Source organism: Streptomyces longispororuber (assembly GCF_024448165.1).
Lineage (GTDB): Bacteria > Actinomycetota > Actinomycetes > Streptomycetales > Streptomycetaceae > Streptomyces > Streptomyces longispororuber_A.
The window spans coordinates 1-22,683 of the sequence record NZ_JAMOLN010000110.1 but is presented as its reverse complement, the minus strand read 5'-3'; the positions used below and the strand labels follow the sequence as shown (position 1 = coordinate 22,683).

Here is a 22,683-nt window from a genome sequence, read left to right as displayed (position 1 = left end):
CACACATGCACTCCTCTGACCTGAAGAAACTGAAGATCGCGATCGTCGGGGCGGGATACGGCGGCGCGGCGGCGGCCAAGGCGCTGAGCCTGCTCGGTGCCCAGGTCGACGTCTACGAGCAGGCGAGCCGCATCCGCGAGGTCGGCGCCGGCATCGGCCTGCGGCCCGCCACCATGAACCGGTTCCGCCAGTGGGGCACCTTCGACGCCATCGTGGACGTCAGCTCGCCCAGCGAGTACTTCGAGATCCTGACGGCGGGCGCCGAACCGATCATGAAGGAGGCGTGGCCGGCCGCCGAGGGGCAGACCCGCACCCACCTGATCCACCGCGGCGACTTCATCGACGCCCTCCTCGGCGTCCTGCCCGACGGCATGGTGCACCTCGGCCACAAGCTGGAGCGCGTCCAGGACCTGGGCGACCGCTCCCGGCTCACCTTCGCGGGCGGCCGGACGGTCGCGGCCGACCTGGTCGTCGGCGCCGACGGCATCAAGTCCGTCGTGCGCGAGCAGCTGTTCAGCCCCGCGCAGCCGGTCTTCTCCGGCGAGCACGCCTACCGCGCCGTCATCTCCGCCGACGCCGCGCACGGCATGGTCACCGACGACAACCTGCGCATGTACATCGGCCGCGGCACCAAGGTCTATCTCCTGCCGCTGCGCCACCGCGGTCAGGTGTCCTTCGACATCACCGCCCTGTGCCCGGACGGGACGTGGGCGCCCGAGGTCACCAAGGACGACCTCATGGCGACCGTCGAGGGCTTCGACGAGCGCCTCGTGAGCATCACGCGCGATCTCGACATGAGCACCGTCAACATCCGCGCGGTCTACGACATCGACCCCATCGACACTTGGCACTCCGACTCGGTCGTCCTCGTCGGCGACGCCGCCCACTCGATGCTCCACCACCAGGGCCAGGGCGCCAACTCCGCGATCGAGGACGCCGGAGCACTCGCCGACGCCCTGCGTGACGCCGCCTCCCTGCCCGCGGCACTGGCCCGGTACCAGGCCACCCGCAAGCCGGTCACCGACGAGCTGCAGCGCATCTCGCGCCAGGGCTGGACCGAGGCGGAGATCGACGACGTCTTCCCCGGCCAGAAGCCCGCGGCCACCGCACCGAAGGAGTAGCCCCGATGCCGCTGCACCCCGAGATCGCCAAGGTCCTGGCCGCACTGCCCGCCCCGCCCCACGGCCCCCTCGACCCGGTCGCGATGCGCGCCGCCGACGAGGCCCAGGTCGCCCCCGCCGCCGACCGGCTGCCGCTCCACACGGTCCGGGACACCACCGCCCCGACACCGTCCGGCGACGTGCCCGTCCGCGTCTATACGCCCGACGATGCCGAACAACACGGCCTCCTCGTCTACTTCCACGGCGGCGCCTTCTTCCTCGGCAGCCTGGAGACCCACGACCACATCGCACGAGCACTGGCGAAGGAGACCGGACTCAAGGTCGTCTCCGTCGGCTACCGCCTCGCACCCGAACACCGCTACCCGGCCGGACTCGACGACTGCTACGCGGTCGTGCGCTGGGCAGCCGAGCACGGGGCGACGCTCGGCTGGGACGGCACGACCCTCGCCGTCGCGGGCGACAGCTCCGGCGGCACCTTCGCCGCCGCCGTCGCCGCCCGCGCCCACGACGACGGCTTCGACCGCATCACCCACCAGATCCTCTACTACCCCTCCCTCGACCTCGACTTCGACGTCGACCGGTACGCCTCACTGCGCGAGAACGCCGAGGGCTACGGCCTGGAGACCGCCGGACTGCGGCCCTTCAACGCCTTCTACCTCGACAGCGGCGCCGACCCCGCCGACCCACTCGTCTCGCCCGTCAAGCGCGCCGACCTCACCGGGCTGCCACCCGCACTCGTCGTCACCGGCGAACTCGACCCGCTGCGCGACGAGGGCGAGGAGTACGGGCGGCGCCTGGGCGCGGCCGGCGTCGAGACGACGGTCAGCCGGTACGTGGGCGCGGGCCACGGCTTCGTCCAGCACTTCTCCTGGATCCCCGAGTTCCACCAAGTGTTCGCGCAGACGGCCGAGTTCATCGCCGGCCGGACGCGGCGCGAGGGGGAGGGGCGCACCCCATGACGCATCCCGGGAAGCACGAGACCGTGGCCGTCCATCCCCTCGTCTCGCCGTGGGGCAGGTTCGGCCTGTACAGCTTCTTCATCGACGCACCCGAACCGGCCGTCGTCGACACCGGGATCGCCACGTCGCCCGCCAAGGGCATGGCCCCCGCCCTCGAAGCGATCGGCCACCGCATCGAGGACGTCCGCTGGATCCTGCTGACGCACGGTCACATCGACCACATCGGCGGCGCGTTCGCCCTCTGGGAGCGCACGGGGCGGCGTGCCCGGGTCGTCATCCACGAGGCCGACGCCCCGCTGCTCCGCTCCCGGCGCGCCCACGTCGACGAGTACCTCTCCGGCCGGGGCCGCTACCTGGCGGACCCCGACGGCGAGGCGAACGTGAGCGCCGCGACGCGGGCCGTCATCTCCGGCGAGATGGAACCCCACGTCCTCGTCCGGGGCGGCGAGACCCTCTCGCTCGGCGGCGACGTCACCGTCTCCGTCCACGCGATCCCCGGCCACACCCCCGGTTCCGTCGCCTACTCCGTGGAAGGACAGCGCTCCGTCTTCGTGGGCGACGCCGTCCAGGTCCACGGCGCCGCGAACGGCTTCCCCGGCTACACGGACCCGGCCGCGTACCGCAGCAGCCTGGTCCGCCTGCGCGACGAGATCCGCCCGCACCACCTCTACCTCGGGCACCCGTACCGCCGCGCGGACGGCACCCCCTACGGCGTCGAACTCGACGCCGCCCAGGCCCACGAGGCCCTCACCCAGAGCCTCGCCGCCGAGGAACGGGTCGCCGCGGCCGCCCGCACCTGCCTGGCGGCGGGCCACCGGGAGACGGACTCGCCGTACTCCCCGTTCGCCGCCGTCGCCGACGCGGTCGGCTACACGGGCGACCCCACCCTCGAACCCTCGCCGTTCTTCACGTCGATGCACGGCTACCGCGAGCAGTCCGACCGGAACGCGTGACACAGGAGCAGCGCACCATGACCGACATCCAGACGCTGCGGGCGGGCGAGCAGACCATCGCCGTCCGCAAGGACCTGCGGGTCCCCCTGCGCGACGGCGTGGAACTCGCCGCCGACGCCTACCACGCCGCGGACGACACCCCCCGCCCCGCACTCATCGCGATGAGTGCCTACGGCAAGGAGCTCCAGGCCCTCGCCCTCACCACACCGCCGCAGCGCCGGCCGAGCCCCATGTGGGACGGCTGCATCGAGGCGGGCGACATCGCGCGCGTCGTCAAGGAGGGCTACGTCCACGTCATCGGTGACGTGCGCGGCACCGGCGACTCCGGCGGCGTCATGATCGGCAACTACAACTTCGGCGGCGTCCCACAGGGTCAGGACCTGTACGACGTCGTCGAATGGGTCGCCGCCCAGCCCTGGTGCGACGGCAACGTCGGCATGATCGGCATCTCGTACTTCGGCTCGATGCAGGTCCTCGCCGCCGCCGAGCGGCCCCCGCACCTCAAGGCGATCTTCGTGAGCGGCGGCCACTTCGACTTCTACGAGACGACGTACCACGGCGGCGTCATGTGGTTCATGCCCCGCGCGGCACGCGAGGGCCGCGGCGGCGACTCCGGCATCGCGCACACCGACGTCAAGTCGCGGATGCAGGAGGTGTATTCACCGCAGGAGCTGAAGAAGCTCGTCGACGAACGCCTGGCCGACCCCGACGTGGCCGCCTGGCCGAACCTCGTGCACGTCCTCAAGTACCCGAAGAACCGCGAGTTCTGGTTCGACATCGTGATGAACCCCCTCGACGGCGACTGGTACGAGGAACGCAACCCGGTCAATCTGGCCCAGAACATCGACATACCGGTGTATCTCCAGATCGACCAGGGCCGCGGCTGGACGGTGGACGGCCACATCGAGCTCTTCAACGCCCTCAAGGGACCCAAGAAGCTGGACATCGGCTCGTACCCGCCGATGCAGTCGCGCCCCTGGATCGAGGAGCACGACAAGATGTTCCGCTGGTACGAGTACTGGCTGAAGGGCATCGACAACGGCGTCATGGACGAGCCGGCCGTCAGCGTCTTCGTCGAGGGCTCGCGCGACGTGGTCACCGCCGCGCAGTGGCCGCCCAAGGAGACCGAACACAAGGCGCTCCACCTGCGCCCGCGCCACAAGCTCTCCTTCGAGCCCGAGTCGATGGGCGCCGAGCACGCTGCCCCCGACGGCTTCTACCAGGCACCGCTCACCGTCACCGACAAGGTGGAGGTGCTGACCTGGAGCACCGAGCCGTTCGAGGAACCCGCCGAACTCATCGGCACGGGTGCGGCGCACCTGTTCGCCGAGATCGACCAGCCCGACACCAACTTCATCCTGCGGCTGTGGGACGAAAGCCCGGGTGGCGCACGGCAGTTGATCACCACGGGGTACCTCAAGGCGTCGCACCGCGAACTCGACGAGGAGCGCACCACCGAGGGCGACCCCCACCACCCGCACACCCGGTCCGTGCCGGTGGAACCGGGAAAGATCGAGGAGTACGTGCTGCGGCTCTATCCGTTCGCCGCCACCTTCCGGCAGGGCCACCGCCTGGTCGTGGAACTCTCCAACAACGAGCCCCTCGCCGACGCCCACAACGCCCTGCTGCCGCCCGACGCCTTCCACCTGCCGGTCGGCCGCCCGGTGACGCACCGGATCTACCGCGACGCAGCGCACCCCTCCCGTCTGGTCCTGCCGTTCACGACGACCTGACCGGATGAAGCATCGCCCCCTGAGCTCGGCTCACCCGGCGGCTCGGCGATCGTCGACCTCGACGTGCACCTGCGGCCAAGCGGCCACGATCCGGTGGAGGTCGTCGGAGGCGAGCGCGTGAGCCGAGCGCAGGGGCGGGCCGGGCAGGAAGTGCACGACGGTTCCGGTGGTCCCGTCGTCGGCGACCGGCTCCAGTCCGCTGGTGGGCACGCCGAGTTCGTATCGCTGCTGCCACGAGCCGTTGTGGCGGCGGTTGGTGTGGATGAGCCACGTACTCAGGGCGGCGACGACGGACATGCCCCGGCGCGGGTGACCGTCGGGCAGCGGCGGGGCGGCGGGGTCGTCGAAGAAGCGGAGGTCCTTCGTCGCCATCACTGGCTTCTTCACGACCTCGCCCTGTTCGTCGACGCGTGTGTCGGTGCCGCGCCCGTCGTCGGCGACGGTCACGGACCCGTCGGCGCCGAGGGTGACGCGGCAGTGCCCGCCGCTGCCGCAGTCGGCCTCGTCCGCCACGTAGGCGAGGACTTCGAGGACCAGGTGCCGCAGGCCGCCGGGGGCGAACGAGGAGGGGTTCCGGCGAACGTGCTCAAGGTGGTCGTGGTCCACGGTGGCGGCCCAGTCGTGTGTCGTGTTCCGCCAGGAAGTCCTTGGTGTCTCCATCAGGGAAGTATGCGCAGGGGCAGGGCCCGCCGGGGCGGCCCTACACTTCGGCCATGTCGAGCAGCCGGCCCCGATCCGCAGTGTCCACCGAGGAGCAGCTGTCGGTCATCGATGCCTTGATCGCCCAGCCGTTCCCCGATCGGCCGGGCCGGTCGGAGACGTGGCGCGGATGGGGCGGGCCCGGGTACCACGTCGCCGTGCTCCGGCAGAGCCGGGACTTCTGGAACCCTCCTGGTCCGGAGGTGTTCACGGCGGCCGAGGAGGAGATGGAGGCTGACCTCGGCGCGCTGGTGGCGGTGCTGGCCGGGCGTTGGGGTGGTCCGACGGAGGTCGATCTGTGGCCCCTTCTCGGGCTGGACGATCCGGACTGCCAGGACACCGAGGAGCCGCCCGAGCCGCTGGCGTCCCTGTGCATGGTGGCCGGGAGCCTGCAGCTGTGGCAGGTGCCGTCGGCCGGTCGCTGGCTCGGGCTGACGATCGGTCAGGTCGACCGGGAGTTTCCCTACGAGCTGCTCGCCACCGTCGCGGACACCTCCACGCTCCCGAAGTGAGCGCCGGGACCACGGCGCCACGGTGCCATGGTCGACGCACGCAGACCGGCTCCGCCGCCGGGCCGCACCAGAGGGTCGTCCCGGGGGATATCCCCACCGCCGGTCCGGTTGATCACCCCATCGCAGCGCCCCTCCCGCTCGGACATGCTGAACCGCAGGCACAGGGCGGGGATGCGCACGGCCCCCGTATCGGGTCTCCGCATGCCGCGGTGGTCCTGGCAGCTGCGAAGGAGCATCACGTGAGCAAGTACAAGGGGACCAGGCGGACCATGGGCGGGGCACTCACGGTGGCCGTGGCGGTCGGCGTCGTGGCGGGTGCGCTGCCGGGCGGCGTCGCGAGCGCGGCGACCACGGACCGGTCGGCCTCGGCGCGTTCCGCCACCACTGGCGACCATGCCCAACTGCAGGCGATCATGGACCGGTTGACGACGGTCGACGGGGCGCCCGGAGCGCTCCTCGAGACGGGGGACCGGCACGGCGGCAGCACGGTGCTCACCAGTGGTGTCGCGGACGTGAAGAGCCAGGCCCCGGTGGCCCGCGACAGCAGGTTCCGGATCGGCAGCATGACCAAGCCGTTCGTGGCCACGGTCGTGCTCCAGCTGGTGCGGGAACGGCGCGTCGTCCTGGACGCACCCGTGGCGCGCTACCTGCCCGACCTCATGCGCGACGGCGAAGGCAACAAGGACGGGAAGATCACCGTCCGGCAGCTGCTCCAGCACACCAGCGGCCTGCCCGACTACCTTGACCTGCTCTCCCCGGCGGAGATCCTCAAGGACCCGTTCGCCCACCACGACCCCCGCGACCTGGTGAACCTCGCACTGGCCGCGCCCCGCACGTTCGAGCCCGGCAAGGGCTGGGACTACTCCAACACCGACTACCTGCTGGTCGGCATGCTCATCGAGAAGGTCACCGGGCATCCCTACGGCGACGAGATCCGCCGACGCATCATCGAGCCGCTGAGCCTGAGCCAGACGTCCGTGCCCGGCGACGACCCGGTGATCGAGGGCACGCACCCGCGCGGATACGTGCGCCCCGGCAAGGACGCCCCGCTCCTGGACCTCACCGAGTTCAACCCGTCCGTCGCCGGAGCCTCCGGCGAGATGATCTCCAGCGCGGGGGACCTCAACCACTTCCTGGACGCCCTCGTCGGCGGCGAGTTGCTGTACCCGGCCGAACTGCGGCAGATGATGACGACCGAGCGCACCGGCGACAAGGGCCGGCGGTACGGCCTCGGCCTGGAGAGCAACAAGCTGCCCTGCGGCGGCCGGTACTGGGGCCACGGCGGCGACGTCTTCGGCTTCCAGACGGCCGGCGGTGTCACGGCCGACGGCAGCAGGCAGGCCACGGTGATGGCGACCGTCGACCCGGGCGGTACGGACGCGCAGGACGACGACATGAAGGCCGCGATCGAGACGGCGCTCTGCCAGGACCGCCACTAGGAGTCAGCGACGCGGCGGGCGCCCGGCTCGGGACCGGTGAGCGGACGGTCCGCGAGGGCGGTGACCTGCGCGCGGGCTGCCGCGCTGTGGCTGACGAAGCTGGTGGAAGGGACAGGCGGGGGTCGTCCTGTGCGGCGGACCGTACTCGGTCAGCAATCGCTGGAGGTCACCCTTCAGCGCGCTGAACGACAGCTCGCCGTCGGCATCCTCCTGGAACCGGCCGAGGGCGTACAGGGGCAGCCACGGCTTGTGCGGCGCGCGTCCCGCTCCGGGTCCACTGCCGCAGCTTCGCGGTGCGCTCGAGCCAGTCCGTGGCCGGTTTTCATAGCGACGGGATCACCGGGCCTCGCCGCCCCTGGACGACAACGGCGCCCACGTGTACCGGACCCGCACCCCGTGGTCGTGGAGCCAGGCGGTCTCCCGGTGGCGGAGTTCGTGGGCGGACTCCGGGGCGATCGCGCTGGGCCAGCGGACGAGTACCGCGGTGATGTGGCCCGTCTGCACCAGCTGTCGCACCCGCCGCCACCCCCGGCGCTCGGCCGGGTCGGGCTCTCCGTACGTGTCGGTGACGATCTCGGAGATCGTCAGACCGCGCTCCTGGGCGAACGCGCGCCCTTCTGTCTGCGCGCACTGCGCGGCTTGACCGGGTGCGCCCGGTGCTCGGTCGGCGCATACGTACAGCACGACGGGAGAAGCGGGTTCACCGTGGGGGGTCATGAGTGCCTTCTGTGAGTGGACCGAGGAGCGGGGTGTGCCCGTCGCGCGAAGGGGACGTGTCGGGGCGGTGCGGTGCCTGCGGCGGTGTGTGCCGCAGGGCGAGGGGGGCCGCCGCCGTGGGGGCGGGGGCCATGGTCGGCGCGGGCCGGCGACCGTGCCGACGACCGCGTCGGCATCGTGCGTCCCACCCGGGCCGGATGCTGCGTCAGAGCTGTGACGTGACCGCTCATGTTGCAACTATGCGCGTGATCGCACGCACGCTGCAACCGACTCCCTGATAATTTCAGCAGAGCGGGTATCACCATGGCGTCCACATCAAGTCACTGCCAGAATGGTGTTGTTGATGAACCCTCAGGAGGTTGGGCGTGAGTGAAGCCCGTTCCGGCACCAGTGCGCCGACGGTCCTGCGCATGATCCTCGGCCGCAGGCTGCAGGACATGCGACTGGGCGTCGGCGCCTCGCTGGAGGACGCGGCGAAAGCTCTGCGCGTGAAGACCCTGACGATCCGCCGGCTGGAGAAGGCCGAGGTCGCCCTGAAGCCTCTCTACGTCGAGAAGCTCCTGGAGACCTACGGCGCGGACCGTCAGGAGATCGACGAGTTCGTCGACCTGGCCGAGCAGGCCAACGAGCCGGGCTGGTGGCACTCCTACCGGGACGTCGTGCCCAGCTGGTTCACGGCCTACGTCAGCCTGGAGACCGGCGCCAAGACCCTGCGTACATATGAACCCCAGTACGTCACCGGACTCCTGCAGACTCCCGAGTACGCGCACGCCGTCCTGCGTGGCGGCCTGCCGAACGGCAGCGAGGAGGAGGTCGCGCGCCGGGTGGAGCTGCGCATGCGCCGCCGGAGCCTGCTGGAGAAGGAGGACGCGCCGACGCTCTGGGTGGTCATGGAGGAAGCCGTCCTGCACCGGATGGTGGGCAGCCCCGACGTGATGCGGGAGCAGATCGAGTGCCTCCTGGACATGTCCGAACTCCCGCACATCAGCGTGGACATCGTGCCGTTCGCGGCGGGCGCGCACGTCGGGGCGTGCGCTCCCTTCACGTACTTCCGGTTCGAGGAGCCCGAGCTGCCCGACATCGTCTACAGCGAACTCCTGTCCGCCTCGGTCTACTTGGACCAGCGTGCGGACGTCGTCGCCCACCTGGAGGCACATTCCCGTATGGCTCTGCTCACGTCGTCCGAGGACAGCAGGGCGCTCTTGAACCGCATGCGCAAGGAGTACTCGTGACGATCACCGACGAGGGCGTCTACAACGGGATGCCGGCCCGTGATCTCGGGGAGCACGGCTGGGAGCGCCCGTGGAGCGGGCCGAACGGCGGGCAGTGCGTCGAGACGAAGAGACTCGCCGACGGCCGTGTGGCCGTGCGGCAGTCGACCGACCCGGCGGGACCGGCGCTGATCTACGCACCGGAGGAGATCGCCGCGTTCGTTCGCGGCGTCAAAGAAGGCCTGGCCGATCACTTGGCCGCCGGTTGAACCGGCGGCGGACACAAGGGACGAGGACCCGGTCCCGTACCCGGCCCGCGGGCCGACCGACACACGCAGGAAAGGGAGAACATTGACCAGCAGGCAGGCCGGCCGGGATCTCGACACGAGCAAGGCGCACTCGGCCCGGATGTACGACTACTTCCTCGGCGGCAAGGACCACTTCGAGATCGACAAGGAAGCCGCGCTGGTCGCCGCCCAGGCCCACCCCGGCATCTACGTGACCGCCCGTGAGAACCGGGCGTTCATGCACCGGGCCACCCGCGTCCTGGCCCAGGAGCACGGCATCCGCCAGTGGCTCGACATCGGCACCGGGATCCCGACGGAGCCGAACCTGCACCAGGTCGCGCAGTCCGTCGCCGTCGACGCCCGCGTCGTGTACGCGGACAACGACCCGCTCGTCCTCAAGTACGCCGAGCGCCTCATGCGCAGTACCACGCAGGGCCGCACGGCCTACGTCGAGGCCGACGTCACGGACCCGGATTCCCTGATGGCCGCTGTGGAGGACGCGGAGGTCCTGGACTTCGACCAGCCCGTGGCCCTCTCCCTCAACGCCCTCATGCACTTCATCACCGACCCGCACGACCCGTACGCCATCATCAAGCGGCTGCTCGACCCGCTTCCGGTGGGCAGCGCCCTCGCCATGAACCACTGCACCCCGGACTTCGACCCCGTCACGTGGAACAAGGTCGCGGAGGTGTACACCAAGTCCGGTTCTCCGGTGCAGTTCCGCTCGCACGACGACGTGAGCCGCTTCTTCGACGGGCTCGACCTGATCGATCCCGGCATCGTCTGCTGCCACCGCTGGCGGCCGGCGGGTTCCTCCGACGGATCGGAGCCCACGGACGCCCAGATCAGTCTGTTGGCGGGCGTCGGGATCAAGCGCTGACGTTCAGCCCCTGCTCTCCGGGGCTGCCTGGTCTAGGCTCGTCGGCATGTTGATCGAGCACCGCGGGAAGCGGCCAGTGGTCCCTGCGTCCGCCTATGTGGCTCCGTCGGCCGTGCTGTGCGGCGCGGTGGTGCTGGGCGAGCGTGCGCGGGTACTGCACGGTGCCGTCCTCACGGCGGAGGACGGCGAGGTGCGGACCGGCCGGGACGTGGTGGTGATGGAGAACGCCCTGGTGCGGGGCAGGGCGAATCATCCGGCCGTGCTCGGGGACGCGGTACTGATCGGGCCGCACGCCCACGTCAACGGGGCGCGCGTCGAGGACGAGGTCTTCGTGGCCACCGGGGTGTCGATGTTCCCCGGGGCGGTCGCGGGGGCCCGCTCGGAATTGCGGATCAACAGCGTGCTCCACGTGAACTCCACACTGCGCCCGGACACGGTGGTGCCCATCGGCTGGATCGCGGCCGGTGACCCGGCACAGCTGTTCTCCCCGGACCAGCACGCCGAGTTGTGGGCGGTGCAGGAGGGCCTGGACTTCCCGGGCACCGTCCACGGCGTGCCGCGGGGCACGTCCATGCGCGCCGTCATGGCACGCCAGGCCGACTTCTACGGCGCTCACCGGGACGATCGGCCCCTGCCCGAGTGACCTGTCCCGACCGGGTCAGCGGATGGTGACCTGGACGGTGTTGGAGACGGCGCCGCCACCGACGATGCGGATCTTGTTGAGGCCCTTGATGCCGAGCTTGACGCGCAGGTTGTAGGCGTGGCTGCGGGTGGTGTTCATGTGGATCGGCAGGCTGACCCAGCCCTTGCGCTGCAACTGCTGCAGCGTGACGCGGGTGCCGGCCGCCATGCGGGTGGACGAGCCGTAGACGCGGAACTCCTGCCAGGCCTTGACCGACTTCACCGTGGCCTTCGCGGACAGGGCCGGACGGGGAGCCGTCTTCGCCGCGGCCTGCTGTGCACTGCCAACTGCGCTGTGGGGGAGGGTGGTTGGGGTGGCGGCGGTTGCCGTGGCGGCCAGCGGGGCGGTGCACAGCAGCAGGCCGAGGCCGAGGCCGGCGGTGCGCGTCAGAGCGGAATTCATTGAGTCTCCCGTACGTCGGATGGCAATAGAATTCACGCAATATATGACGATATGTGCTGGATGTCGGGAGTGACATGCGGGCGGGCGCCGCGGAGGCGTCGGCGGCGGCCGCCGCCGGGAACACGGCGGCACTGTGACCGTGAAGGATCCCGCGGTCGGCGAGTATTCCGAGGCGGTGCGTGAACCCGGGCCCAACGGCAGGTGAGCCGCAGGTCACGCGGGATCGGGAACCGGCGGAACTCCCTCGGCGGACCGCAACTCTGGGGCCTCCACACCCGTCCCACGAGTGCACCCGCGCAAAGCGCCGTGCGCGATCCGCCCCGTGATCCGTGACCCGTGGTCCGTGACTCGTAAGGAAGATGAACCGCCGTGACCCAAGCACCACCCCTGCGACGGCCTGGACGACACCTGCCGAGGCCGAGAGCGGCGGAGCGTTCACCGGCGCCGGGCCGACGGGCGGACATCCAGGGGCTGCGCGCGGTGGCGGTCACCCTCGTGGTGCTCGCCCACGCCGGGATACGGCACTTCCGGGGTGGCTACATAGGCGTCGATGTCTTCTTCGTCATCTCCGGATTCCTCATCACGTCGCTGCTCCGCCGCGAACTGGCGCGCACGGGCCGTATCCGGGTGGCCCGCTTCTACGGCCGGCGCGCCCTGCGCCTGCTCCCGGCCTCGACCCTCGTCGGCGTGGTCACGCTCGCCGGGGCGTATCTCTTCCTCTCCAAGGCGCGCTTCGACGCGTACGTGGGCGACGCGATCGCGAGCAGCCTGTACGCAGTCAACATCCGCCTCGCCGTGACCGGCACCGACTATCTGCAGGCCACCGCCCCGCCGTCACCGTTCCAGCACTTCTGGTCGCTGGCCGTCGAGGAACAGTTCTATGTGGTGTGGCCGCTGGTGCTGGCCTGCGGCTGTCTGCTCGCCGGGTGGCTCCGAAGGCGAGGACCGGGGAAGGCCGCGCTCGCGATCACCGCGCGGGGCGTGCCGTTCCTGATCGCCGTGGTCCTCGTCGTGGTCTCGTTCGCCCTGAGCGTCCGCACGACGGGACCGTCGCCCTCCTGGGCCTACTTCGGCTCGCAGACCCGGGCGTGGGAACTGGGAGTGGGGGCGTTGCTCGCCCTGTCGGCGCACCGGCTGCGCCGGATGCCTCCGCTGCTCGCCGGGGCGCTGTCCTGGGCGGGACTCGCGGCGGTCGTCGGGGCGGCGCTGGTGTTCGGCGATGCGACACCCTTCCCCGGGTACGCGGCGCTCGTCCCGGTCGCGGGTGCGGCGATGGTGCTCGCCGGCGGCTGCGTCCCGACCCGCTTCGGTGGTGAACTCCTGCTGCGGCAGCGGCCATTGACCTTCGTGGGCGGCCTCTCGTACGGCTGGTACCTGTGGCACTGGCCGCTGTTCGTGATCGCACCCGTCGCCCTGGACCGGCCGTCGGCCGGCGCGTGGACCGCACTCTCGGTGTCCGCGTTCGCCCTGCTGCCGGCCTGGCTGACCCTGCGGTTCGTGGAGAACCCGCTGCGGTTCGGTACGGCCTTCCACGACCGGCCGCGCCGGGCACTCGGACTCGGCGCCGGGCTGACGGTCGGCGCGGTCGGCCTCGCCCTCGTCGCGATGCTCTTCCCCCCCGCGATCGACTCCGGCCGCCCGGCCCCCGCACTCGCCGCGACCCTCGACCGGGCGCCGGACCCGCAGGCCCGTCTGAACCAGCTGCTCGCCGAACCGAACGACACCGTTCCCGGCAACCTCTCGCCGCGCCTCACCGACGTCAAGGCGAACAGATCCGCCGTCTACCGCGACGGCTGCCACGTGAACCTCGGCTCGGTCGCCGTGCCGTCGTGCGTCTACGGCGATCCGGGCGCGGCCACCACGGTCGTACTCTTCGGCGACTCGCACGCCGCCCAGTGGTTCCCCGGCCTCGAACGGCTCGCCCGCGAGCGGCACTGGCGGCTCGTCTCCCTGACCAAGGCATCCTGCAAGGTCGCCGACGTCACCATCGTCACCGACGGCCGGCCGTACACCTCTTGCGACGTCTGGCGCTCGAAGGCCCTGGCCAGGATCGCCGCGCTGCGGCCCGACCTCGTGATCGCCTCGTCGTCCGACGCCGGAGACATCGCACACCCGGAGGCCGGGGGAGCCGAACGGCAGTGGTCGGCGGGGTTCGAGCGGACCTACCGGGCCATCCGTGCCGGCGGGGCCGAGGTGGCCGCGCTCCTGGACACGCCCTGGCCGGAGTCGGACGCGGTGGACTGCGCCGGGACGCACCCGCTGGACCTGACGAGGTGTACGACGAGCCCCGGCCGGGCGGCGAAGGACCCGGCCAGGTCGCGCGCGGCCCGTTCCGCCGCCGCGAGGACCGGCGCCACGGTCGTCGACCCGGCCCGCTGGCTGTGCACGCCCACGGTCTGCCCGGTCGTGGTCGCCGACACGCTCGTCTACCGCGACGACGGCCACATGGCGGAGGCGTACGCGCGAGCCATCGCCCCGGTCCTCGGGGCCGAACTCTCACGGCGGTTCGGGGTGTTGGGAGGCAGAGTCGAGTGAGCGTGCGCGGAGGGGACGTCAGGCCGGTGGTGGCGGCGGGAGTTTGGCGGCCACGGCGTCGAGGACCCAGTCGAGACCGGTCGCGAAGGACGTCTCGGCGTCCACGTCCGAACCGTCGTGCACGAGCTTGGCCAGCGCCGGGAAACGGCCCGTGGCCAGCATGCGCGTCAGATGCGGGCCGGAGGCGCGCTGCCAGTCGTGCTGGGACAGACCTGTGGCGCGCTCGGCCCGCAGGTGCGCGATCTCGCGCCGGATCGCACCGGTGGAGTAGGCGCTGACGGTCTCCACGGCGCGCATGGCGGAGTCGATGTCGGTGACGCCGTCGAGTGACGACAAGGTGGTCTCGGCGACGGCCAGACCGTTCGGACCCAGGGCCGGTCGTCCGCCGAGCAGGTCGGCCAGCCATTCGTGCCGGAGGGCGGCCTGCCGGGTCCGGTGGGCGAGAGAGCTCAGCGCCTCCCGCCAGTCGGCGGGCGGCTCCTCCGGGAGCATCTCGCCCTGGACCTCGTCCACCATGAGGTCGAACAGCTCCTCCTTGGTCGAGATGAATCCGTACAGCCGCATCGGCCCGGCGTTCAGCCGGGCGGCGACCTTGCGCAGCGACACGGCCGTCAGACCGCCCTCGTCGGCCAGTGCGACGGCGGCGGCGACGATCCGCTCGCGGTCGAGCGGTGCGGGGCGCGTCGGCGGTTCCGGCCGATCCCAAACAGTCATGGTCACACCGTACCGTTGCGATACATCGCCCTGACTCGATACAGTGTATCGACATGAGACATCGCATCGCAGTGGTCGGGAGCGGTCCGGCCGGCCTCACCTTCGCCCGCGTCCTTCACCACCTTGATCGCTCCATCGACGTCACCGTCCTCGAACGCGATCCCGCCCGCGACGCCCGTCCACCGGGCGGCACGCTGGACCTGCGCAGAGAGCTGGGCCAGCTCGCGCTCGACAAGGCGGGTCTGCTGGCGGAGTTCGAGGCGCTGTCCCGCCCCGAGGGGCAGGCCATGCGCATCCTGGACCCGGACGGCACCGTGCTGCGCGACTGGCCGGCCCGGCCGGACGAGCGGGCCAACCCGGAGATCGACCGCGGGCAGCTCCGCGACCTGCTGCTCGGTCCGCTCGACGTCCAGTGGGGGCGGGGCGTGACGCAGGTGGTGCCGGGGGCGGCCGGGGACGGTGTGCTGGTCCGGTTCGCGGACGGCGGGCAGGAGACGTACGACCTCGTCGTCGGCGCGGACGGCGCCTGGTCACGGACCCGCCGGGCCGTCTCGCCGGTGACGCCGCACTACACCGGCGTCACCTATGTCGAGACGTCCCTGGACGACGTCGACACCCGCCACCCCGACCTCGCCCGGCTGGTCGGGGACGGCTCCCTGGCCGTCTACGGCGTGAACCGGGGGCTCGTCGCCCAGCGCAACAGTGGCGGTCACGTCAAGGTGTACGCCCAGTTCCGCGCGCCCCTCGACCGGTACGCGGACCTGGATCCGGCCGACCCCGAGGCGGTGCGCGCGAGCCTGCTGGCCCTGTACGACGGCTGGGCCGACCCGGTCCTCGACCTCATCCGCCGCGGCACCGCCTTCGTCCACCGCCCCCTCCACGTCCTGCCCGTCTCGCACACGTGGACGCATGTCCCCGGGGTGACGCTCCTGGGCGACGCGGCCCATCTGATGCCGCCGTTGGGAGCGGGCGCGAACCTCGCGATGCTGGAAGGCGCCGAACTCGCCGAGGCCATCGCCACCACCGGCCCCGCGGACCTGGACGTGGCGGTCCGCGCCTTCGAGGAGCGGATGTGGGCCCGGGCCGACACGTGGTCGAGGCTCACGACGGCCGGTCTGGAACGCCTCGTGAGCCCGGACCCCACCGAGGCCATCGCCCTGTTCGACGAGGTGCAGCCATCGTGACGGCCGGGCGCGCCGGGGCCGGTACGGGCTACGGCCTCGCGCCGCCTACCGAGCGTGCGTTTCCTGCCGCCTCTCCTCCGTGACGTCCTTGTGAGTGAGCGTCAAGAACACCACCAGGCCCAGGATGACCGCGAGGAACAGCACGCTGGTGACGACGGTGCCGAGGCCCAGACCGCCGTCACCGTGCGCCTGGGAGAGGTAGTCGCCCAGGGAGGCACCCAGCGGACGGGTCAGTACGTAGGCGATCCAGAAGCCCCACACCGCGTCGAGGGCGAGCGTGCGGCGGGCCAGGGCGACGACGGCGATGGCCAGGGCGAACAGGAGCGCGGACGGCCAGTAGCCCAGGTCCATCCGTTCCGCGAGCAGGTCGCCCGCGGCGGTGCCGAGCGCGAACGTGAACAGAACGGCGAGCCAGTAGTAGGCCTCACGGCTCACGGTGTCGATGCTGTGGATCGACAAGGTGCGCTCGCGCCGGTACCAGACGGCGAAGACGCAGGCGAGAGCGAGGGCGAAGACGGCCGTGCTCACGGGCAGCGGCACGCCGATGTTGTCGGTGAGGTTGTCGCTGACGAGCGTGCCGACGACGCTGATCAGCGCCACCGACAGCCAGTACACGCCGGGCCGGTAGGCGCTCGTGCGGAACTGCACGACGAGCACGGCCGCCAGCAGCACGCTCATCAGGGCCGACACCCCGGTCAGCCCCATGCCGAGGTTCTCGTTCAGCAGATCGGCAGCGGTCTCCCCGACGGTCGTGCACAGGACTTTGATCACCCAGAAGTACGCGGTGACTTCAGGCACCTTGTTCCAGCGCACCCGTTGGTGACCGCCGCCGCCCGTGACGGCAGCGGTCGAAGGTGCCGAAGGTGTCGAAGGTTCCGGTGAGACCTCTGCGGTCTCGGACGTCTCGTATGTCATGGCGCCCGAGAGTGGCACCGGCAACCTGAAAACATCCTGACTGCGGATGGCATGTGACCGTGGTGGACCATTCGTACGGCGCGGCCGACATCGAGGTCCTGGAGTTCGGCCGCTCCCCAGGAGTTTCGTCCACCGCAACCGCACGGCAGCGGAACGGGCGTGCTCGAAGCCGCCGGGCCCCGGTCAGGTGCTGATCCGGGACACCCGTCGTGGGAGCGGGCGCGGCCCGCAGGGAACCTTGCATCGCTGACCGGCTCTCGATCCCGGTGCGCGGCCGCCCCGGCCCTCACCCCCTCGCGTTGGTGACTCCAAGTCCGTCCATGTAGTCGCGGACCCGAGTGATCAGTCCGTCGCGGACGTGGAGAATCAGCAGGCCCGGGATGGTGAAGGTGGTGTCCTGGGGAGGCATGGCTGCCACCACGACGTGCTCGGCGACGATCACCTCCGGATCCGTGGTCCCGTAGGCCGCGACCCTCCTGACTTCCTTCACCTGTACGGGACTTGCGCCCCAGGCGGCCCGGTACCCCGTGCGTACGGCTTCGCGTCCCTCGTAGCGCTCGGGGAACCCGGGGGAGGAGAACGGGAATTCGTGGACCGCGTCCATGGCGTAGAGGTCGGCGAGGTCGTCCGGGGACTTGTCGAGCATGGCCTGGTAGTAGAGGGCCAGTGCTTCGCGAGGGGTTCGGACTGTTGAGTCGTGGTGAGGTGACACGGCGTCTCCAATTCACTCAACGCTTGTTGACCCAACGAGCGTAGAAGCAGCCGGTGGTTCGGTCAACGGCTGTAGAGTGAACGAGTGACCAGTCCTCGCCAGTCCCGCGCCGACCGTCGTCTGGCCACCGAGGCGCGCATCCTCGACAGCGCCCGGGACCTTTTCGCGGAGAAGGGGTTCGAGCGCACCACCATCCGTGCCGTGGCGGCTGCGGCGGGTGTCGATCCGGCGCTGGTCATGCAGTACTTCGGCTCGAAGCGCGAGCTGTTCACCCAAGCCGTGCAGGCGTTCCCGGCGCCGACGGGGGCCGCTGACTCCGACGGCCTCGTCGATCAACTGCTGGCCTCGTTGGGCCTCAAGCTGGGCGGCCTTCCCGAGGGCACGGTGGCCATGATCCGGTCCATGCTCACCGACGAGACGGCAGCCGAGCACGTCCGCGCCGCCCTCGGCCGGCAGATCGAGAGCGTCGGTGCGGCGCTGCCCGCGGACGAGGATCCCGAACTACGGGCAGCGCTGGTCGTCACCACCTTGCTGGGCGTCACCATCGGCCACCAGTTCCTCGGCCTGGCCGCTCTCCGTGACGTTCCCGCGGATCGCATCGCCGCCCTGCTCCGACCTGCTGTCAAAGCCCTTACCGAGCAGTCGAGTTGACGGAGGCGGTCTCCGCCGGTGCGGCGGAGACCGCGTCGCGCTCCGGGGGCGGGCCGTCCCGGTTGTGCGGCGAGTCCGCCCGCCACCGCCGCCTCGATCTCCAGGGCGCCGTCGTCAGTCCTGCTTCGCGACCGTGCGGTCGAGGAAGTCCAGGATCAGATGTGCCGCGTCGTCCAGGTCGCTCTCCAGCAGGAAGTGGCCCGCGTCGAGGAGGTGGACCTCCGCGTCGGGCAGGTCGCGGGCGAAGGCGCGGGCTCCGTCCGGGCCGAAGATGGGGTCGTTCTTGCCCCACACGGCGAGCAGCGGCGGACGGTGCTCGCGGAAGTAGGCGTGCAGCGCCGGGTACTTGGGCGCATTGTTGGCGTAGTCGCGGAACAGGGCGAGCTGTACCTCGTCGTTGCCGGGACGGGAGACGAGCGCATGGTCGTGCTCCCAGGTGTCGGGACTGACGACGGTCTCGTCCGCGACGCCGGTCACGTACTGCCACTTGATGCCCTCCAGGGTGAGGGCGCCGCGGACACCGGCCTCGGTGTCCGGGGTCTGCTCGCGCTGGTAGTCCCACACGCTCTGCCAGAACGGCTCGACGAACCCGTCGTCGTACCCGTTGCCGTTCTGCGTGATGACCGCCGTGACCGTACCGGGGCGGTTCACGGCCAGCCGCCAGCCGATCGGTGCGCCGTAGTCCTGCACGTAGATCGCGTACCGGCTGACGCCGAGCTGGTCGAGGAGGTCGCCGGTCAGTTCGGCCAGGGCGTCGAAGGTGTACGAGAAGTCGTCGACGGCCGGTGCGTCGGAGAAGCCGAACCCGAGGTGGTCGGGGGCGATGACGTGATAGCGCTCGGCCAGTCGCGGGATGAGGTCGCGGAACATGAACGAGCTCGTCGGGAAGCCGTGCAGGAGGACCACGTGCGGAGCGTCCTGGGGCCCTGCTTCCCGGTAGAAGATCCGCTGGCCCCTGACGGTCGCGTACCGGTGGTGAACGGTAGTCATGCTAACCCCTTTGGTTGCCGTTGATGGTTACAGTAGAACCCTGTCGGGCTAACCTGTCAACATGCTTTTGGAGGTTAGATGGATCGTTGGGGTACCGTGCACGTGTAACCGCTCACGCACACGAATGGGGTTAGGGCGAGTGAAGGTGGCAGCCGGACGGGAGCGCCAGGACCAACTGCTGGAACTCCTCAACAGCACGCCGGTCGTCGACGGCGAGATCGTCGACCGCCTGGCCGATCCGGGCGAGGCGAAGGCGTGGCAGCGCGCGCACGGCGGGTCCGGCAGCGCGGAGGAGCGCCGCCATCTCGTACGGACCCGGGACATGCTGCAGGACGTGGTCCGTCAGGAGGAACCCGCACAGTCGCTCGCCGAGCTGCTCACCGACGTCGCGCTACGGCCCGACCTCTCGGACCAGGGCGTGTCCTGGGAACTGGAAGCACCCGCACAGCGCCGGATCGCGGTGGAGGCGGTCCTGACCTGGGCGGAGCTGCAGGAGGCCATGCCCGGACGGCTGAGGTCCTGCGCCAACCCCGACTGCCGGCTCTTCCTCATCGACCGCAGCAAGGGCAACGGCGCCCGCTGGTGCTCCATGGCGGTCTGCGGCAACCGGATGAAGGCCCGCCGCCACTACCAGCGCACCCGCGACTGACCCGGTCCGGGACTGGGAAAAGCAGTGGTTCCGGCAGCCCGGAGGGCCTATGTTTGCCGGGTTCAAGATCCGTACGTCCAGAACGAGGTGCATCGATGACGGTCCGCGCAGCGGCGGTCGACTCCGGTCGACTGTCCTCCACCGACACCCTGACCGCATCGAAGCAAAGGAACACCCCTCGTGGATCTTCCACGCATCTTCACCGTTCGCGAAAGTAGCCACCGCATCCACAACCCGTTCACTCCGGGGAAACTCGCCGCCCTGGGCCAGGCCCTGCGCCTGGACCCCGGGACGCGCGTGCTCGACCTCGCCAGCGGGTCGGGCGAGATGCTGTGCACCTGGGCCCGTGACCACGGTGTCACCGGGACCGGAGTGGACATCAGCACGGTGTCCACCGAGCAGGCGCGCGCCCGCGCCGCCGAACTCGGTGTCGCCGACCGCGTCACCTTCGTCCACGGCGACGCCTCCGGTCACGTCGCGGACGAGCCGGTCGATCTCGCCGCGTGCGTCGGCGCCACCTGGATCGGCGGGGGCGTGGCGGGCACCGCCGCACTCCTGGGCAGGAGCCTCCGGCCCGGTGGACTGATGCTCATCGGCGAGCCGTACTGGCGTCGGGAAGTGCCCGACCAGGAGACCGCCGTGGCCTGTCACGCGGGCAGCAAGGAGGACTTCCTGGTCCTGCCGGAGCTGATCGAGCAGTTCGGTGAACTCGGGTACGACGTCGTGGAGATGGTGCTGGCCTCCCAGGACAGCTGGGACCGGTACCGCGCCGCGCAGTGGCTCAACCTCCGCCGCTGGCTCGACGCCCATCCCGATGACGAACTGGCGCCCGAGGTACGGACCGAGCTGTCCACCGAGCCCGCCCGCTACACGCGGTACCAGCGGGAGTACCTCGGCTGGGGAGTCTTCGCCCTGATGGCCCGATAAGGGTTCGGCAGGCGCGGGTCCGGGCAGCACGATGCCCGGACCCGCGCGTTGTCGGGGGAGCCGTCGTCGGAGGACGGCGGCGGCTACTCCACCCATGCACCGTCCCGCATGATGAGCCTGCCGCGCAGCTCAGTCACTCCCCGCCAGGCGCGGACCACGCTGGGCACCACGCGCACGTAGACGAAGGAGTCGTCCTCCGTCCGCGGGTCCCAGCCGAACTTCGCGGCGAACGCGTCCGCCGCCTCCGTAGGGACGTCCGTGTCCGGGAAGCACTCCGCCGTCCCCTGGAGCAGCACCACGTCGAAGGTGTCCGGCAACGACAGGCGTACCCGCGGTTCCGCACGGGCATTGCGCACGGTCGCGGACGTGGCCCCCGTACACACCCACACCGCCTGCCCGTGCCACGAGAACCACAAGGGGACCTGGTGGGGGCCGTGCTCGGGATGCGCTGTCGCCACCCAGACGTCCCGATCCGCGGCGAGGCGGTCCAGCGTTTCGCGCCTGCGTTCGGCGACGGAGCGATGAACTGTCTTCGGTTTCTGCATGGGTGTGGACGCTAGCCAGCAAGATCGCACAGCGCATGGGGCTGCGGTCCTACGTCCCACGACCGACCTGCACGTCATCGGTGCGCGGCCGGCGGTCAGCGGCGGGGGGAGGGGCGCCGTGGGTGGTGCGGCAATGTCTCAAGGGGCGGAGATTGTTTCCCGATGCACGTAGGCTCTGGATGCGCGCGGTCGGCGGGAGCGCGCGCCGGGCCGGTGCCCGAGGGCGGAGTGGGGGAGTGCTCGGCTGTGACGGATGCTCACGAGGAAGAAGTCCTGGCCCGGATCGCCAAGGGGCTGGTCTACACCGAGTCGGAGGCCGCCTTCCAGAATCCTCGGCGCCGCACCGACGAGATCTTCGAGTACAACCACACGCCGCCCGGCGAAGAGGCGGAGCGCCGACGTTTGTTGGTCGCGATCCTCGGCTCCGTCGGTGAACGGACGGTGCTGCTGCCGCCGTTCCACGCCGGATTCGGCAGCAACGTGCACATCGGCGACGACTTCTTCGGCAACGTGAACCTCACGTTCGTCGACGACGTGGACATCCGGATCGGCGACGGTGTCATGATCGCGCCCAGCGTGACGCTGACGACGACGGGGCATCCGGTGCATCCCGACCGCCGCGTCGACTTCGGCCGGTTCTCGGAGCCCATCGTGATCGAGGACAAGGTGTGGATCGGCAGCAACGTGGTCGTCCTGCCCGGAGTGCGCATCGGATACGGATCGGTCATCGGCGCCGGCAGCGTCGTCAGCCGCAGCATCCCGCCGATGACGGTCGCCATGGGCACCCCGTGCCGGGTGGTCCGCCCCATCACGGACGAGGACCTCAGCACGCGCACGGCCGCCGGGCGCGAGGGACGGGACTTCTGACGGCAGCGCGGGCGGCCCCAAAGCACATGCGGTCGTCGCCCCGCCATGATGAGCTCGATCACCATGAACGAGCATTTCCCCGATGAGGCCGAGCTGGCGGACCGGATGGAGCGGAACCTGGCGGAGCATGCCGGGCACCTGCACCGGAGCATGGCGGGTGCGACGGTCACCGAGGCCGACGGCCTCCTGATCGCGGACAGCGGCCTGGACGACGACACGTTCAACATCGTGGCCGCGGCCCGGTTCACGGACGCCGACGCGACGGCGCGCATCACCGGGACCGTTCGGACGCTGGCGCGTACCGGCCGTCACTTCTCCTGGTGGGTGGGGCCCGCCTCGACACCGGCGGACCTCGGCTCCCGTCTGACATCGGCCGGTCTCCCGGCCTCCGAACGCGAG

24 protein-coding genes and 2 pseudogenes are annotated in these 22,683 nt (G+C 70.7%); 17 read left to right on the top strand and 9 right to left on the bottom strand.

From position 1 onward, the window contains the following. Positions 1-5 precede the first annotated feature (5 nt). The 4 genes from M4J07_RS27700 to M4J07_RS27685 are packed head-to-tail and all read left to right on the top strand — an operon-like array spanning position 6 to position 4,766. On the top strand, positions 6-1,121 hold the full coding sequence (locus tag M4J07_RS27700) for an FAD-dependent oxidoreductase (RefSeq protein ID WP_255975900.1): 1,116 nt from the start codon (positions 6-8) through the stop codon (positions 1,119-1,121). A 5-nt stretch (positions 1,122-1,126) separates the two neighbouring features. Then, complete coding sequence (locus M4J07_RS27695) at positions 1,127-2,080, top strand: alpha/beta hydrolase (protein ID WP_255975898.1); 954 nt, start codon at positions 1,127-1,129, stop codon at positions 2,078-2,080. Then, positions 2,077-3,033, top strand: a complete 957-nt coding sequence (locus M4J07_RS27690; RefSeq protein WP_255975896.1) for an MBL fold metallo-hydrolase — start codon at positions 2,077-2,079, stop codon at positions 3,031-3,033. Before M4J07_RS27695 ends, M4J07_RS27690 begins: the two co-directional genes overlap by 4 nt. Positions 3,034-3,050: 17 nt before the next feature. After that, positions 3,051-4,766, top strand: coding sequence for a CocE/NonD family hydrolase (locus tag M4J07_RS27685; protein WP_255975894.1), 1,716 nt, complete (start codon positions 3,051-3,053; stop codon positions 4,764-4,766). Between the two features lie 30 nt (positions 4,767-4,796). Here M4J07_RS27685 and M4J07_RS27680 read toward each other — a convergent pair whose 3' ends face one another. Then, entirely contained in the window at positions 4,797-5,426 is a 630-nt protein-coding gene (locus M4J07_RS27680; RefSeq protein ID WP_255975892.1) for an ATP-binding protein, read from the bottom strand. A gap of 53 nt (positions 5,427-5,479) precedes the next feature. Between M4J07_RS27680 and M4J07_RS27675 the strand changes: the two genes are divergently transcribed. Further along, positions 5,480-5,977: a hypothetical protein gene (locus M4J07_RS27675; protein ID WP_255975890.1), complete on the top strand. Its 498-nt coding sequence runs from the start codon at positions 5,480-5,482 to the stop codon at positions 5,975-5,977. 239 nt (positions 5,978-6,216) lie between these two features. Continuing rightward, a complete protein-coding gene (locus M4J07_RS27670) occupies positions 6,217-7,416 on the top strand; it encodes a serine hydrolase domain-containing protein (RefSeq protein ID WP_255975888.1) in 1,200 nt (399 codons plus the stop codon). A gap of 95 nt (positions 7,417-7,511) precedes the next feature. Here M4J07_RS27670 and M4J07_RS27665 read toward each other — a convergent pair. Both M4J07_RS27665 and M4J07_RS27660 read right to left on the bottom strand, forming a co-directional pair. Beyond that, positions 7,512-7,702, bottom strand: a pseudogene (locus M4J07_RS27665) (phosphorothioated DNA-binding restriction endonuclease); the annotation flags it as partial. 50 nt (positions 7,703-7,752) lie between these two features. Then, positions 7,753-8,133 (bottom strand): hypothetical protein, encoded by a 381-nt coding sequence (locus M4J07_RS27660; RefSeq protein ID WP_255975886.1) that lies wholly within the window; start codon positions 8,131-8,133, stop codon positions 7,753-7,755. Positions 8,134-8,498: 365 nt separating this feature from the next. On the opposite strand from M4J07_RS27660, the gene M4J07_RS27655 reads away from it, so the two are divergent. The 4 genes from M4J07_RS27655 (at position 8,499) to M4J07_RS27640 (ending at position 11,154) form a co-directional block, all read left to right on the top strand. Continuing rightward, on the top strand, positions 8,499-9,365 hold the full coding sequence (locus tag M4J07_RS27655; RefSeq protein ID WP_255975884.1) for a helix-turn-helix domain-containing protein: 867 nt from the start codon (positions 8,499-8,501) through the stop codon (positions 9,363-9,365). 29 nt (positions 9,366-9,394) lie between these two features. Further along, the gene (locus M4J07_RS27650; RefSeq protein WP_305128255.1) at positions 9,395-9,613 is read left to right on the top strand and encodes a DUF397 domain-containing protein; all 219 of its coding nucleotides are present in this window, start codon (positions 9,395-9,397) and stop codon (positions 9,611-9,613) included. 82 nt (positions 9,614-9,695) lie between these two features. Then, the gene (locus tag M4J07_RS27645) at positions 9,696-10,511 is read left to right on the top strand and encodes an SAM-dependent methyltransferase (protein ID WP_255975880.1); all 816 of its coding nucleotides are present in this window, start codon (positions 9,696-9,698) and stop codon (positions 10,509-10,511) included. A gap of 46 nt (positions 10,512-10,557) precedes the next feature. Beyond that, positions 10,558-11,154, top strand: coding sequence for a gamma carbonic anhydrase family protein (locus tag M4J07_RS27640; protein WP_255975878.1), 597 nt, complete (start codon positions 10,558-10,560; stop codon positions 11,152-11,154). A gap of 15 nt (positions 11,155-11,169) precedes the next feature. Here the strand turns inward: M4J07_RS27640 and M4J07_RS27635 are convergent, their stop codons facing one another. Continuing rightward, entirely contained in the window at positions 11,170-11,595 is a 426-nt protein-coding gene (locus M4J07_RS27635) for a hypothetical protein (protein WP_255975876.1), read from the bottom strand. Between the two features lie 480 nt (positions 11,596-12,075). Between M4J07_RS27635 and M4J07_RS47965 the strand changes: the two genes are divergently transcribed. Next, the gene (locus M4J07_RS47965) at positions 12,076-14,130 is read left to right on the top strand and encodes an acyltransferase family protein (protein WP_308284779.1); all 2,055 of its coding nucleotides are present in this window, start codon (positions 12,076-12,078) and stop codon (positions 14,128-14,130) included. Positions 14,131-14,148: 18 nt separating this feature from the next. Here M4J07_RS47965 and M4J07_RS27620 read toward each other — a convergent pair whose 3' ends face one another. Beyond that, positions 14,149-14,844, bottom strand: a complete 696-nt coding sequence (locus M4J07_RS27620) for a TetR/AcrR family transcriptional regulator (RefSeq protein WP_255975875.1) — start codon at positions 14,842-14,844, stop codon at positions 14,149-14,151. Between the two features lie 53 nt (positions 14,845-14,897). Here M4J07_RS27620 and M4J07_RS27615 point away from each other — a divergent pair, with 53 nt between their 5' ends. Then, positions 14,898-16,028, top strand: coding sequence for an FAD-dependent oxidoreductase (locus M4J07_RS27615; RefSeq protein ID WP_255975873.1), 1,131 nt, complete (start codon positions 14,898-14,900; stop codon positions 16,026-16,028). Positions 16,029-16,073: 45 nt separating this feature from the next. On the opposite strand, the gene M4J07_RS27610 is transcribed toward M4J07_RS27615, so the two are convergent. Both M4J07_RS27610 and M4J07_RS27605 read right to left on the bottom strand, forming a co-directional pair. Beyond that, positions 16,074-16,943 carry a COG4705 family protein gene (locus M4J07_RS27610; RefSeq protein ID WP_255975871.1) on the bottom strand — a complete coding sequence of 290 codons (870 nt, stop codon included), beginning with the start codon at positions 16,941-16,943 and terminating at the stop codon, positions 16,074-16,076. Between the two features lie 286 nt (positions 16,944-17,229). Continuing rightward, entirely contained in the window at positions 17,230-17,589 is a 360-nt protein-coding gene (locus tag M4J07_RS27605) for a nuclear transport factor 2 family protein (protein ID WP_255975869.1), read from the bottom strand. Positions 17,590-17,739: 150 nt separating this feature from the next. On the opposite strand from M4J07_RS27605, the gene M4J07_RS27600 reads away from it, so the two are divergent. Further along, positions 17,740-18,306, top strand: a complete 567-nt coding sequence (locus M4J07_RS27600) for a TetR/AcrR family transcriptional regulator (RefSeq protein ID WP_255975867.1) — start codon at positions 17,740-17,742, stop codon at positions 18,304-18,306. 114 nt (positions 18,307-18,420) lie between these two features. On the opposite strand, the gene M4J07_RS27595 is transcribed toward M4J07_RS27600, so the two are convergent. Then, entirely contained in the window at positions 18,421-19,296 is an 876-nt protein-coding gene (locus M4J07_RS27595) for an alpha/beta fold hydrolase (RefSeq protein WP_255975866.1), read from the bottom strand. A 145-nt stretch (positions 19,297-19,441) separates the two neighbouring features. On the opposite strand from M4J07_RS27595, the gene M4J07_RS27590 reads away from it, so the two are divergent. Together M4J07_RS27590 and M4J07_RS27585 are read left to right on the top strand one after the other, a co-directional pair. Beyond that, positions 19,442-19,945, top strand: coding sequence for a CGNR zinc finger domain-containing protein (locus M4J07_RS27590; RefSeq protein WP_255975864.1), 504 nt, complete (start codon positions 19,442-19,444; stop codon positions 19,943-19,945). 180 nt (positions 19,946-20,125) lie between these two features. Continuing rightward, positions 20,126-20,872: an SAM-dependent methyltransferase gene (locus M4J07_RS27585; protein ID WP_255975862.1), complete on the top strand. Its 747-nt coding sequence runs from the start codon at positions 20,126-20,128 to the stop codon at positions 20,870-20,872. Positions 20,873-20,955: 83 nt separating this feature from the next. Here M4J07_RS27585 and M4J07_RS27580 read toward each other — a convergent pair whose 3' ends face one another. Further along, positions 20,956-21,417: a pyridoxamine 5'-phosphate oxidase family protein gene (locus tag M4J07_RS27580; RefSeq protein ID WP_255975860.1), complete on the bottom strand. Its 462-nt coding sequence runs from the start codon at positions 21,415-21,417 to the stop codon at positions 20,956-20,958. Between the two features lie 246 nt (positions 21,418-21,663). On the opposite strand from M4J07_RS27580, the gene M4J07_RS27575 reads away from it, so the two are divergent. Together M4J07_RS27575 and M4J07_RS27570 are read left to right on the top strand one after the other, a co-directional pair. After that, complete coding sequence (locus M4J07_RS27575) at positions 21,664-22,284, top strand: sugar O-acetyltransferase (RefSeq protein WP_255975858.1); 621 nt, start codon at positions 21,664-21,666, stop codon at positions 22,282-22,284. Positions 22,285-22,389: 105 nt separating this feature from the next. Continuing rightward, positions 22,390-22,683, top strand: a pseudogene (locus M4J07_RS27570) (GNAT family N-acetyltransferase); the annotation flags it as partial.

What these genes read in the sequence shown, in the direction of transcription:
- M4J07_RS27610 (WP_255975871.1), bottom strand. Translation starts at nt 16,943, where the DNA reads ATGACATACGAGACGTCCGAGACCGCAGAGGTCTCACCGGAACCTTCG.
- M4J07_RS27690 (WP_255975896.1), top strand. Translation starts at nt 2,077, where the DNA reads ATGACGCATCCCGGGAAGCACGAGACCGTGGCCGTCCATCCCCTCGTC.
- M4J07_RS27595 (WP_255975866.1), bottom strand. Translation starts at nt 19,296, where the DNA reads ATGACTACCGTTCACCACCGGTACGCGACCGTCAGGGGCCAGCGGATC.
- M4J07_RS27660 (WP_255975886.1), bottom strand. Translation starts at nt 8,133, where the DNA reads ATGACCCCCCACGGTGAACCCGCTTCTCCCGTCGTGCTGTACGTATGC.
- M4J07_RS27675 (WP_255975890.1), top strand. Translation starts at nt 5,480, where the DNA reads ATGTCGAGCAGCCGGCCCCGATCCGCAGTGTCCACCGAGGAGCAGCTG.
- M4J07_RS27680 (WP_255975892.1), bottom strand. Translation starts at nt 5,426, where the DNA reads ATGGAGACACCAAGGACTTCCTGGCGGAACACGACACACGACTGGGCC.
- M4J07_RS27615 (WP_255975873.1), top strand. Translation starts at nt 14,898, where the DNA reads ATGAGACATCGCATCGCAGTGGTCGGGAGCGGTCCGGCCGGCCTCACC.
- M4J07_RS27695 (WP_255975898.1), top strand. Translation starts at nt 1,127, where the DNA reads ATGCCGCTGCACCCCGAGATCGCCAAGGTCCTGGCCGCACTGCCCGCC.
- M4J07_RS27685 (WP_255975894.1), top strand. Translation starts at nt 3,051, where the DNA reads ATGACCGACATCCAGACGCTGCGGGCGGGCGAGCAGACCATCGCCGTC.
- M4J07_RS27635 (WP_255975876.1), bottom strand. Translation starts at nt 11,595, where the DNA reads ATGAATTCCGCTCTGACGCGCACCGCCGGCCTCGGCCTCGGCCTGCTG.
- M4J07_RS27640 (WP_255975878.1), top strand. Translation starts at nt 10,558, where the DNA reads ATGTTGATCGAGCACCGCGGGAAGCGGCCAGTGGTCCCTGCGTCCGCC.
- M4J07_RS27580 (WP_255975860.1), bottom strand. Translation starts at nt 21,417, where the DNA reads ATGCAGAAACCGAAGACAGTTCATCGCTCCGTCGCCGAACGCAGGCGC.
- M4J07_RS27620 (WP_255975875.1), bottom strand. Translation starts at nt 14,844, where the DNA reads ATGACTGTTTGGGATCGGCCGGAACCGCCGACGCGCCCCGCACCGCTC.
- M4J07_RS27605 (WP_255975869.1), bottom strand. Translation starts at nt 17,589, where the DNA reads ATGCTCGACAAGTCCCCGGACGACCTCGCCGACCTCTACGCCATGGAC.
- M4J07_RS27650 (WP_305128255.1), top strand. Translation starts at nt 9,395, where the DNA reads ATGCCGGCCCGTGATCTCGGGGAGCACGGCTGGGAGCGCCCGTGGAGC.
- M4J07_RS27700 (WP_255975900.1), top strand. Translation starts at nt 6, where the DNA reads ATGCACTCCTCTGACCTGAAGAAACTGAAGATCGCGATCGTCGGGGCG.